The sequence below is a fragment of the [Flexibacter] sp. ATCC 35208 genome (assembly GCF_001975825.1).
GTDB lineage: Bacteria > Bacteroidota > Bacteroidia > Chitinophagales > Chitinophagaceae > Chitinophaga.
The window spans coordinates 59,050-71,743 of the sequence record NZ_MTKN01000006.1 but is presented as its reverse complement, the minus strand read 5'-3'; the positions used below and the strand labels follow the sequence as shown (position 1 = coordinate 71,743).

Annotated in this window: 7 protein-coding genes; 3 read left to right on the top strand and 4 right to left on the bottom strand. The window is 37.0% G+C overall.

The features are described from left to right. The first annotated feature begins 13 nt into the window (after positions 1–13). From BW716_RS06105 to BW716_RS06095, 3 genes are all read left to right on the top strand, one after another. The gene (locus tag BW716_RS06105) at positions 14–1,504 is read left to right on the top strand and encodes a RagB/SusD family nutrient uptake outer membrane protein (RefSeq protein ID WP_083721645.1); all 1,491 of its coding nucleotides are present in this window, start codon (positions 14–16) and stop codon (positions 1,502–1,504) included. Between the two features lie 301 nt (positions 1,505–1,805). Further along, positions 1,806–3,113, top strand: coding sequence for a thioredoxin fold domain-containing protein (locus tag BW716_RS06100; RefSeq protein WP_083721644.1), 1,308 nt, complete (start codon positions 1,806–1,808; stop codon positions 3,111–3,113). Positions 3,114–3,204: 91 nt separating this feature from the next. Next, entirely contained in the window at positions 3,205–5,850 is a 2,646-nt protein-coding gene (locus tag BW716_RS06095; protein ID WP_143708740.1) for a S9 family peptidase, read from the top strand. A gap of 1,029 nt (positions 5,851–6,879) precedes the next feature. Here the strand turns inward: BW716_RS06095 and BW716_RS06090 are convergent. From BW716_RS06090 to BW716_RS06075, 4 genes are all read right to left on the bottom strand, one after another. Then, positions 6,880–7,377 (bottom strand): thioredoxin fold domain-containing protein, encoded by a 498-nt coding sequence (locus BW716_RS06090; RefSeq protein ID WP_083721642.1) that lies wholly within the window; start codon positions 7,375–7,377, stop codon positions 6,880–6,882. Positions 7,378–7,389: 12 nt separating this feature from the next. Continuing rightward, positions 7,390–7,836, bottom strand: coding sequence for a MauE/DoxX family redox-associated membrane protein (locus BW716_RS06085; RefSeq protein WP_083721641.1), 447 nt, complete (start codon positions 7,834–7,836; stop codon positions 7,390–7,392). Between the two features lie 18 nt (positions 7,837–7,854). Continuing rightward, positions 7,855–11,058, bottom strand: a complete 3,204-nt coding sequence (locus tag BW716_RS06080; protein ID WP_083721640.1) for an NAD(P)/FAD-dependent oxidoreductase — start codon at positions 11,056–11,058, stop codon at positions 7,855–7,857. Positions 11,059–11,404: 346 nt separating this feature from the next. Beyond that, on the bottom strand, positions 11,405–12,415 hold the full coding sequence (locus BW716_RS06075; protein ID WP_083721639.1) for a helix-turn-helix domain-containing protein: 1,011 nt from the start codon (positions 12,413–12,415) through the stop codon (positions 11,405–11,407). Positions 12,416–12,694 lie beyond the last annotated feature (279 nt).

The following is a 12,694-nucleotide window of genomic DNA, read 5'->3' as shown; positions in this document are numbered from 1 at the left end:
TAAATATTATTATATGTCATTCACTTATAAGACAACCAATTTACTGCGTTACATGTTTCACAATAAAATTGGTAAAACAAAGATTATAACCATTAGCGCAATATTTACCATAAGTAACATTTGTTGTGAACGTTTTTTGGATACAACTGTTCCTAATACATCTATAAGTTCCGGAAATGTATACAGTAATGATGCCACAGCTGCTGCTGTGTTAACAGGTATTTATACAAAAATCAGTTCAGCCAATGGTTCCTATGGATTATTTCGATTAAATGGACTCTCTGTTTTTGGAGGTTTATTGTCAGATGAACTGACTTTATATGACTTGAATAGCAGCAATTTTATCAATTTCTATCAAAACAAACTAAACGCCCAAAATATAAGCGCAGACTACTGGGGAGGGTTATATAATTTTTTATTCTATGTAAATTCCGCTATAGAAGGGCTAGAAAATGCCCCGTCACTAACACCACCTGTTAGACAGCAATTAATGGGAGAAGCAAAATTCCTACGTGCATTTTTCCATTTTCTACTAGTTAACCTATATGGTAATGCATGCCTATCAACAACTTCCGACTATCAGATAAATACTACCTTATCCAGAACTGAAGCTTCAACTATTTACGAACAAATTGTCAAGGATTTAAAAGATGCAAAAAATCTATTAAGAGTAAATTACGTAGACGGCAGTATATCTGGGACCAGCACAGAAAGAGTACGACCCAATTTATCCACCGCCGAAGCATTACTGGCAAGAGTTTATTTATACATGAATGACTATGCAGATGCTGAACTAGAAGCAACAAATGTGATTCATAACGGTTTATATGATATTGTCCCGCTAAATGATGTTTTTAAAAAAAATAGTTCCGAAACCATTTGGGCACTTCAGCCAGTCGGATCAGGCACTAAGGCAAATACAATAGAAGGTCGCACTTTCATATTATCAGGAAGCGGTCCTAACAGTAGCAGTCGACCAGTTTATTGTAGCCAGTTTTTACTTAATGCTTTTGAGGATGGTGATAAACGAAAAGAAGAATGGTTGGGTAATATCTCTCTATCAAACGATAATACTACAACAACTTATTACTATCCTTATAAGTATAAAATAGGCGCAATCAATACATCAACACAAGAATACCAAGTTATATTTCGGTTATCAGAAATGTATCTGATAAGAGCAGAAGCCAAGGCAAAGCAAGAGAAATTTACTGAGGCACAGGCTGATTTGAATACCATACGTAATCGTGCTAGTCTACCCAACGATAATTCTCCAAACATTGAAATCTTACTAACTAATATTGCGCATGAAAGACAGGTTGAGTTATTTGCCGAATGGGGACATCGCTGGTTTGACTTGAAGAGAACAAAAGCAGTAGACGAAGTTATGGGTATGGTAACACCCATAAAGGGCGGAACCTGGCAAAGTGATTGGCAATTTCTGCCCATTTTAGCCAACCAATTACGTTTTGATCCAAACCTCACTCAAACTCAAGGTTATTAATCCTTTCGATTCGTTGGGATATAATTGAATATCTCTCTTTTTATCATCGGTAAAACCATTGATTCACAAAAAGGCAGTTGTCAATTTTTTTAGTAATCTCAACCATACTTTATTTGGAAAATTGCGCTTGTATGGAGAGTATAAAGTGTAATGGATAAAGATCCTATCATCATGTTTTGTAAGTTTTTTTTTACATAGGATAAAATTTAAACTGACAATTTCTTAGAAAATAAAACAATGCATAGAAGTGGGCTAAAAATTTAAATAGTATACATTATAAAATATTAAACTAATATAATAAATGAAAAATAAACTAGCATTATTATTTATACTATGCTGTCACAGTTTCACACTACTATCTGCTCAGGAAATAAACAAAAAGGGGATTTTGTTTGAGACTGCATTAACATGGCAGGAAATCCAAAGAAAAGCAAAAGCTGAGCATAAATACATTTTCCTTGACTGCTTTGCAACCTGGTGCGGCCCTTGTAAAGCAATGGATAAAAATGTTTATACAGATGAATTGGTGGGTAATAAAACCAATAGTAACTTTATCTCTGTAAAAGTTCAAATGGACTCGACTTTAGGAGATAATGAACAGGTAAGAAAATGGCATGCGGACATAGATAAAATAAGTAAAAATTATAAAATTTCAGCCTACCCAACGTTTCTTTTCTTTTCTCCTAACGGCGAATTATTGCATAAGGAAATCGGATACTTCTCGCCAAGTGCTTTCATACAAATCTTAAATGACGCGATTGACTCATCAAAGCAGAATGTATTACTAGCTGAAAAATACAAAAAGGGAATGGTTAATCATTCCAAAATGGGAATGCTAGCTATTACAACCAATAAAAATGGGAATAAACAATTGGCAGCCCAAATTGCAAAAAACTACAAAGAAAACTATCTGGACCAGATTAATAATGAATTAATCTTAACAGAGGAAAATCTATATTTCTTTCAACGGTTCAGTACTCAAATAGCCTCTACTGATAGAATTATTAAGTTTTGTCTTAACCATCCAGAAAAGTTGGATAGCATAATTAACTTTAAAGGATGGGCAAATCTTATGATTTCATTTGTTATTACAAAAGAAGAAATTACAAGTAAATTATGGAACGCAGGGAAGCCAACTACCCAAAACCCCGATTGGCTAAATATTAGGGAAGCAATAACACAAAAATATCCCATGTTAGATGTAGACCAGCTTATATTAAATGGACAAATAGATTACTACCGCGCTATAAATGATTGGTTTACCTATGGAAATTATAGGACTGAAAAACTCAAAAAAATCCCCCCCAAAGTAGAAGGATTGAATGTCTTTATGGAGTATAATATGCCAGCTTGGGATGCATTTTTAAATTGCCGCGATTCTAACGTATTAAAAGAAGCAGTCAATTGGATTGATCAAGCTATTGCGCTTGAAAATCCTTCTCCGCAATATCTGGATACCAAAGCCAACCTTTTATACAAGCTAGGCCGTGCATCAGATGCCCTTGAGTTAGAAGAAAAGGCAGTTGTAATGGACCCAAAAGAAAAAGATTTATTAGACGCACTTGAAAAAATGAAGGAAGGCATTCCCACGTGGCCCCAATATGAATAATTATAATAGCATAATCATCTTCGTTATATTTTACTTATTATCGACAATAACCTATTAATTATTGAAGTTTAAAGTTTTGGAAAAACATATTATGAAATACATTATTTTTCTTTTTGCTATTATTGGTCTTACGTATAAAACCTCTATGGCTCAAAAACGATCTTTTCAAATAGAAGATCTGAACAACTGGCCAGCTGTAAGCAACGCTATAATTAGTGATAACGGAGAATATGCTGCCTATTTCATAGAAAATCAGCCTACAGGCAAAAAAACATTAGTAATACAATCTAACATTGGTAGTTGGAAACGAAAAATCATTGACGCAAAAGATTTGTGTTTTAGTAAAGATTCCCATTTGGCAATATTTATAAATCAATCCAATAATCTTTGCTTAATGAGATTGGGATTTGTCGACACTTCTAGTATTAGTAATGTAAACGACTTCAAATTATTTACCATAAAGGAACAAGAATATATTCTTTATCAAACAAAAACTCCAGAAAAATGCATGGTAATAATGAATCTAAAGAACTTTAAAAAACAATTAATTGAAAATGTGACGAGCTATGTACAGTCCTTCAATAATAAATCCATTGTGTTATATAAAGAGGGCGTAAAAAATCATATGCTTTTTTGGTTTGATTTACAAACAGGAATAGAGCGTCAAATATGGGAAGGAAATGCTTTAAATAAAATAACAATAGATACAAGCGGATGCCAAGCAGCATTTATTGAAAATCAACCTGCAGGGAATAAAATATGGTATTATAAATATGGAGCGGCTCCAGTTGCTCCCATTGTCACTGATCAAATACCGGAGTTAGGTGATTCACTGACAATTGAACCTGGTTATCCATTTTTCTTTAGTAAGAACGAAGAATATTTATTTTTCCCCATAAAGGAAAAGCCTTTGTCCATAGCTGATAATCATGTTAAGGTAGATATATGGAATTGGCAAGATGCTAAATTACAATCTCAACAACTAACGGAACTTAATAGCAAAAAATACTGGGCAGTAGTAAATCTTTTAAATAAAAAAATTTTACGCTTAAACTGGGAAGACGAAGAAATTAGGTTTGATGACCGGTTGAGTGAATTCGTATTAGTAACTCACAATAATGGGGATTTTACCGAGGCATATTGGAATGAATCAGCTAAAAATCATTATTTTCTAGTAAGTTTAAAAAGCGGTAAACGCAAAGAAATACCTATTATCCCTGAAAAAGTATCGCCAGATAGTCATCTTATTCTCGGAACTGATAGTTTAGGCAGTGATGAATTTAGTTTTGAACTAACAACAGGTAAGGTTTTTAACCTTACTAAACAAATCCCTCTATATTCCGAAGATTTCGACTTTGATAGGCCCCAAAAAATTAAACCTCGTGGCCTCTCAATTGCAGGTTGGTTGCCTACAGAAAATGCAGTCTTAATTTATGATAAATTTGACATTTGGAAAGTAGATCTTCTTAATAAACTAGCACCAGTAAATATCACAAGTGGCTACGGACGGGCAAATCAAGTAATATTAAGATTCACCAATAATGAGGATGGGCAAATTCTTAAAGGTGATGAAAATGTTTTGATACGCGCATTTAATAAGATAAGTAAGGATAATGGGTTTTATTTTCTTTCACTTAAAGGTAATAGAAATCCTCAATTATTAACAATGGGTCCATATATTTACGATTTAACATACCCTTTCCCTGCTTCTTTTTCCGCTGGTGAATCACCAATAAAATCAAGCGATAAGGATATATATTTGATCGCAAGGGAAGATGCTAGAAATAATAAAAACTATTTCACAACCAAAGATTTCAAACATTTCAAACAGCTCTCATATATATATCCAGAGAGAAACTATAACTGGCTAAGTACTAGATTGATATCATTTCCAATGCTTGACAATACAATTTCTCAGGGAATCATATACACTCCTGAAAATTTCGATAGCACAAAAAAGTATCCGGCAATAATTAATTACTATGAACAATTATCGGATAGATTAAACCAATATTTAAAACCAGAGACAATGGATGGGCAATTTAATATTCCTTGGTTTGTTAGCCAGGGATATATAGTCTTTACTCCAGACATCCATTACACAGTTGGAGCTACAGGAGAGAGTGCTAAAAATGCTATAGTTGGAGCTGCTAATTTTTTGTATAAGTATTCTTGGATAGATTCTTCAAAAATTGGTATTCAAGGCCATAGTTTTGGAGGCTATGAAACGAATTACATAGTAACACACTCTAATTGCTTTTCTGCCGCAGTTTCATTAAGCGGCATCTCCGATTGCATAAGTTATTATGGTAGCCTTGATGGAATTAATGGTTTTGGAAAAAGCCATCAATTCCAAATGGAAACGTCGCAAAACCGAATCGGGTTTTCTTTGTGGGAACGCTCTGATTTATTTATAAAAAATTCACCGATTTTTTCTGCAAATGAAGTAACCACACCTTTATTACTTATGAATAATAAAATGGACGGTAGAGTGAATTTTGAACAAGGAGTTGAATTTTTCACGGCCTTAAGAAGACTTAAAAAAGAAGTTTGGATGTTGCAATATGACGATGAGGATCATACGTTATCCAAACCAGAAAATAAAGTGGACTTAACTTTGCGAATAACACAATTCTTTGATTATTATTTAAAATCGAAACCCTGCCCTTCTTGGATAAAAAAAGGCATTCCTGCGAAAAAGAAAGGCACTTACCTAGGATACAATTTTGAGGGTTAAAAACACTAAAAGGAGCGCGGTAAGCACGCCCCTTTTATCACAACAAATGATACGTTAACTATTGATCAAATGTTACAAGAATCGTAGTCGTACAATTTGTTCCAGTAGTTGTGCAGTAAGACGGAACCCCTGGGATGTTTGTAGTTTTTAATTGATATGTATCGGGACATGCCCCTGGCTCATCGGTACAATGAAGTTTCCCAGAGCGTGTTGCCTTCTGCGCCTGAAAAGCAAAAGTACTTCCCACTAAAGTTAACACCACCAATGCCCCTAATACTGTACGGGCCTTTTTTTGATAATTCATCGTAATTCTATTTAATAATTAAAGTTTATTGCCTACTATGGATAACGGGTATTCGGCGGCTCCCGTTTTCCTTCCAGGCCATGTATAATTGGAATACGATTATGTCATAACCTTTCAGGTTTACCTGAACAGTTTAGCTACGACTGCTCAGAATTTGCGCAAAAAATATTGATTATTAAAAAGATCAACTGGATTTGTATAGTAGCTTCAGTAAGTGTTGTGGAAATTTGAGTTTCCAATTCTTTAACACTTATCAATATTTTATACAAATAGGGATATTATTCAGCATTTATGAATATTTCGCAGATGGACATTGTTAATTTGCATCCTCGATTACTCGTATCAAATTCGGACAACTATATCCTGGACCAGAGTTAGTTGTAGTACAGTAAGATAAAAAGCCCCCTAGAGTTGTAGGAGTCAAAGTAGTATGGTTAGGGCAAGGACCAGGTACATTAGTACAATATAGCTTTCCATTTCGGGCTACCTTTTGGGCCTTAAATGCGAAAATACTTCCCAAGAAGGTGAACACTGCCAATATGCCCAGCAAAGTGCGGGCTCTTCTCTGATAAATCATTGTAATAAAATTTATTGACTAAAAATGGTTTAATGCTTTGTTGAATGGCGGTGGATATCTGCCTTAATTATAAATTATGCGTAAAATCTGAATTCCTCTTGCCAATTTTTTATCCATAGGAACTACCTTCAGGTAATATGATCCAAAATTATCTTCCTACAACAGCTATCAACTGGCTACTATAAATTTGCCCGCTGTAAACATGTTTGAGCTTTCCATTTTTCCCATATACTATTGTGTATGGAACGCTTTTGATTTTATAATATTTCGACACAGATAAACCGGTATCAACGCCAGCAATTACATTAGAGAATTTTTTTAACTCGAAGTGCTCGTAAAATTGTTTCATCGCTTTGTATGGCGCTGAGGTAATTGCATAGACCTGAACTCCCACCATCCTATTCATTGTCTGTAGCATATCCTTCATCTGCGCCCGGCAATATGGACAGGTTGGAGAATAATAAAACAGTATCGTTGCGCCGGACCTTCTATTGGCAGTAGTATAATAACTCGAAGTACTGTCATGTGATAATATTCTAAATGTTGGCAATGGTTGACCCTCTAGGCCAGTAACTAAGACATCTTGCCGATGAGAATTACACGCAATGAGTAGAATTATAAATTCAGCTATTATAATTTTTTTCATAACAATGTGTTGTTAGTTATAAAACAATGATTTTCCCTCCGACTTGGTTTGCCTATCTCTATAATGCCACAGTAATGCCGTAGTCGATAATGTTATACAAATGCCATTGAATATCAAATGACCAGTCCAACTTAGCGATTCAAGCAAACCACCACAGCTACATGGCAACTGGTCATCATAATTCAATAGATAAATTACATATCCTGTAAAAAGTAGCATCACACCTAGTGCCATGCCTAATGTAGGAACACGGGAAGAGGGTAATAGTAGCCCCAAACCTATAATTACTTCTGCTACCGGCACCAGCCAGGCTAACACACCGGCTATCGGAGACATTAATGGGGTCAACCCTATTTGTTCTCGGAAAACTGAATATCCGGTTAACTTGTCGATACCTGAATACAGAAACAGAGCAGAAAACAGCAAAGAAACGATTTCTATATATTGATCTTTTTTCATTATTTGTAACTATAGGGGTTAATGGATCAGAATAATATTTTCTTCTGCATTAATTTCTGAAACAGAAATATTCATCGTTCTCATGGACTTTACGATGTATTCAATAATTACTGAAGTACAACTCAGTACGATGATGATATTTAACAATTGAAACCGCAATGCGATCGGTGAAGCAAACACACTGAAAGCTAAATTCATCATCCAATAGGAACCAGCTATAATCACTAGTTTTGTCAACACCTTTTTTTGCTTATATCCTTCGAGTATAAAAAAGCTAATAATACTTAACACGAATAGTATATTGATTGCTCCAGTAAAAACGGGGAAAAAATCCAATACGTGTACTTCCATTGTTTTAAAGCGGCTTTTTATCCGAAGGCTTTTGTATCCGAACCAAGCTTTTGCTATTGGCATTACACTATCTTTCCCCGTGCTATATTGTTCTAAAAATTCTACTGGTGGTGCATAGTATTTCAGGAAGTTGGGCCAAACATACATTTGAATAAATGTGACAGGATATTGGCGAATTAGATAAGAACCATATTCTTTATACAGTGGTCCTACTTTCGCCCATCGTTTCAAAGAACTGGCTAATGGGTCTTTACGAAATTGCTTCAGCATATAAATTTGTAGCGGAGAACGGATATCCCACATATATACTGTACTAGCCTTTAACAATTCCTGTGGGTATTTATCGGTATCCCTTGTCGTATCAAAATAGGTTCTAACTGTTTTGTCCAATTCCTGAAATCGTGGAGGTACTTTTTTCACAGCTGTGCCATCCACATACCGATAAGCATAAAGCGCATTATTAGCTAACTGCCATCCAGAAAACGGAGAGAATTGCCGTATGCCCGTAGTCCGTTGGTATTCTGCAGCAGTATAGAACCCGAAAAGTCCAATTAGTGCCAATGACCACATGATACCTGCCGCCTTTCGTATCAAGGATTGTTGGGATAGCGATATTACACACACACTTATTATTGGATACCACATGGCATTGTAACGAACCATAAAAGCCAGTATGATGACGATACCATGCCAGAACAATAGTTGTTTGGTGGGCTGAAATAAGATCCAGAGCAGTATCGTAAACCAAACCAGGCTAAGCGTGAGAAAAAGGCTATCGCTCGATACATAGTTTGCCAGGTAAAGAAATACCGGATTGCATACCCAAAAACACAAGAGTATTATTTCAACTGCTCTACCTAGCCGCAGGAAATAAAAAACACTGAACAACCAACCTACAAGACTGGCCTGCTGTATCAGATATTGTACTGTAACTAGTGCAGTATCTGATTTGGTAAATACGCTAACCAATCGCAGGAACATTGAATACCCTACTGGATAAGTATTGATAGTTAAATTATGGTAAGCAGTTTCCAGATAAGCATAAGAATCTCCATTGATAAAGCTGGCATAGGGGTACAAATATTTAAAAACAATCCACTGAATCAATACCGCCGCAATAGCAAGCCAACCATATGTTTTGTAACGGGGCTGCTGAAGCCACTCTTTCCAGTAAGGCCGCTCTATTTGGGTTGAATCTGGTGCGGGTTGAGCTGTCTGTTGACCTGCAGTGGCTTTTTCCTCGTGATACTCCTGTTCTGTATTAATTGCCCAAATGTTTGCCTTCGTAACAATTCCATCAATAATATTGTCTACCGCTGTCATGGCTGTCAACATAGAATGATCGGCATTGTTATATTTATGCATGCCATTTCTGCCGACAAGAAATAAATTTTGATGTTGATCTACATACTCTTTGATAGAATTAAATTGATCATAGGTACCAAAGTAAGCTGGGTATGTTTTTTCTATTCGGGCAACGGTACCATCGATCACCGCGCCAGGGGATATCAGGCCCATTGATTCCAATTCACAGGTAGCAACCTGTTTCATTTGTTCATCAGTTAATTGCCACAGTTCATCCCCTTGCTGACAAAAATATTCCATGCCTACCCAACAGGTGTCTGAGTCCTTTACTAGATAGGGGCTCCAGTTATGAAAGAGTTGTATCCTTCCTACTTTCATATCCTTCTCCTGAATATATATCCACGTATCTTGAAGGGTTTCTAGCGGATGGGTGGTATTTGATGTCCCAAAGCCAGTTTTTTTGATAAGCAATCCAACCGTAATGAAATCCCTATATTGTAAACCGGCGGCCACCTCTCTTACTGAACCAGGTACCTCCTCTCCCATTCCGGCAATCAACTCCTGAACAGGCATCGTACTAAAAAAGTAGTCTCCACAGAAAGTATACGATTCACCGGTTTCACTATCCTTCGTTTTAACTGCCTTAACCATTTGGTCAATGCTATTCCCTCCTACGTTTACGGTTGTCGCAATCCCCGCCACATTTTGTCCGAAGTGTATCTCACCTCCCATCACCTGAATCTGACGGGCTACCTCTTCCCACAATTGCCCTGGTCCAAGTGCCGGATACAGAAAATTTTCAATGAGGCTTGTTTCTGTGTCCTTTTGAGATACTTGATCTTTAGAGTGCTTGCGGGTAACCGATTTTATTGCATGTTCAAGGGCTTTGGTTATTGACAGTCCCTTTATACGTTGGGCACCCCATTCCGGTGAAATTTCCCTGCAACTAACGCCCCATACCTTTTCGGTATAATCTTTAAAAAATAGCTGATAAAGTGTCTGCCCGAAACGATTGATAAAAAAGTCTTCGAGCGACTTCTCATGTTTTCGGGGAAAGACCCGCGCATATACATAGGAAAAGAAGATACGCATGGTGGTGCCAAAACCAAGCTTCTGCAGCGTATCAAAAGAAAGTTGCAAAGGATAATTGAAGAATTTTCTCAGAAAGAAGATGCGTGAGAGCCGCCTGCGTAATAACATCACAAAAGGCTCTGTATTGGGGGTAGGCGGGGTAGCAGACTTTTTCTCGGTGCTTTCAAGTTCTGCCTGCAAGCTTTTACTGATGGTCCTGGACTTGCCCTGGTAATGAATACGTGTGGCTGGATCGGAATCTATATCCAATGGCATAAACTGCAACCACCATTTCATAACGCGGTCCGACTTGGAAAAAAAACGGTGGCCGCCGATATCCATCCGGTTACCTTTATACCGGATCGTACGTGATATGCCTCCTATATCATGGGATTTTTCCAGAATGACTGGCTTTATATCAGTGCGTGTGAGTAGTTCGTAAGCTGCCGTCAACCCTGCCGGCCCTGCTCCGATTATAATGGCGGTCTTATTCATAATGCAAACGATTGATAAGGTGAGAAATCATTCAAACAAAGGATACGATTTGGGTATTTTATCTTTATCACCCTCATGAATTTTATAGGACGAGATTAATTTGCGGGCATGGTCACCCCGCCGGCGTTCGGATTCACCGCCGGCGTTTATTTAGGTGACGCACCTTATCCATGAACGAGTTAATGAACGATTGAAGAAAAAGAAAGCTGGCCAACTTACTAAGCGATCAAAGACCCTTTACACAAATTATTTACAACTGTTGTATTGTCGATATAAAGGTACGGCGTAGGATAGGCGGGTTCGTTGTATAATTTATAAAATTTACAGGTATTTTTTAACGAAGGCTTTAATCCAACAAATCATTATGCTGGCCGTTTCGCAATTGAGAAAAAGTGCAGTTAAATACCTTCTTACATACCTTACTCATATGGCTGACATCTGAAAAGCCGAGCTCTACGGCTACGTCGCTGGCACTCATGTCTGTTTTTTTAGCAAGCAGTTCCAAGCGTTTGCCACGCAGATCGTGTATATATTCAGGTATACTTACACCATAAACCTTGTGCATGCAAAGGCCAATATAGTACTCGCTAAGTTTAAATTTTCGGCTGATGCGTTCAACACTCAGTTTTGTATCCAGGTTGTTTTCTATGTACTCAGCTATTTCTGCGGCCATTTGCGCCTGACGAGATTGAATTGTATCTTTTTCAACCGGTAGGTCTGCATAGGTATAGGAAAACAACAATAATTGAAAGGCCAGTTCCAAAAACTTTTCGCGCTCCCTGCCCTCCAGACGGCACTGCAGTATTTCTTTTAACTGTCGCAGCCCTTTATAGGTTGGTTTGTGCGGTATTGAATAGCGCGTATCATTACTGGACACACAATCTATTAATAATTGTACTTGTTTTGATAGCATTGCAAAACTGGTAAGGAATTGAGGGGCAATATCAAAACGCATACAACATGACCTGCCTTCCCTGATTCTAATTTTCTGGGAACCTGTTGCCAGATGATAGAGCAGCATATGCCCCTCTTGAATATTTAAATCAGGAACCTGGGAAAACGCCATTTTCCCTTGTTCGACATAAAACAGGCAAATGGTACCCGGATCCACAACCGAAGAAAACTCCTCCGTTGAGTTGAGAGACAAGCGTGCATAATGAAGGTTAAAGGCATCTACCTTTAATTGCTGTCTAATCATACTCCCGCTTTGAAGTTTTACAACAGCGGCTGATGTGCCTGGAATAAGAAAAGGGTTTTCCTCCAGTAATAAATCACGCGCATTGGGAAATGTATCTACTCTGTAATAAGGTTCTAATAACGTTGCCATATCGATTTGATTTAAAAATTCGCTTGCCATTTTTCAGGCGGTTGTTTTTACAGAAGAGCATCGTAAGTAAATGCTTGTATGCTCTTTAAAAATTTTTATATGGCATTTGCGATTTTTCAATAAAATTCATGCATCTTGCATTCTACAATTCAGAGTATCAAAGCGTCAACAAATAAATTTGTCTCCCACTGACAATTACTTTAGACAAGCAACCTCCTTTGCATAGCTACATCAGTTAATACGTGTAGCTTTTGCCAGGATTTTTTTTCACAAGCTGATCGTATTACCTGTCCTTTTCCATCAGCAGTT

Excerpts from the sequence above, each read along its gene's own strand:
- BW716_RS06095 (WP_143708740.1), top strand. The coding sequence starts at position 3,205 with ATGAAATACATTATTTTTCTTTTTGCTATTATTGGTCTTACGTATAAA.
- BW716_RS06080 (WP_083721640.1), bottom strand. The coding sequence starts at position 11,058 with ATGAATAAGACCGCCATTATAATCGGAGCAGGGCCGGCAGGGTTGACG.
- BW716_RS06100 (WP_083721644.1), top strand. The coding sequence starts at position 1,806 with ATGAAAAATAAACTAGCATTATTATTTATACTATGCTGTCACAGTTTC.
- BW716_RS06105 (WP_083721645.1), top strand. The coding sequence starts at position 14 with ATGTCATTCACTTATAAGACAACCAATTTACTGCGTTACATGTTTCAC.
- BW716_RS06075 (WP_083721639.1), bottom strand. The coding sequence starts at position 12,415 with ATGGCAAGCGAATTTTTAAATCAAATCGATATGGCAACGTTATTAGAA.
- BW716_RS06090 (WP_083721642.1), bottom strand. The coding sequence starts at position 7,377 with ATGAAAAAAATTATAATAGCTGAATTTATAATTCTACTCATTGCGTGT.
- BW716_RS06085 (WP_083721641.1), bottom strand. The coding sequence starts at position 7,836 with ATGAAAAAAGATCAATATATAGAAATCGTTTCTTTGCTGTTTTCTGCT.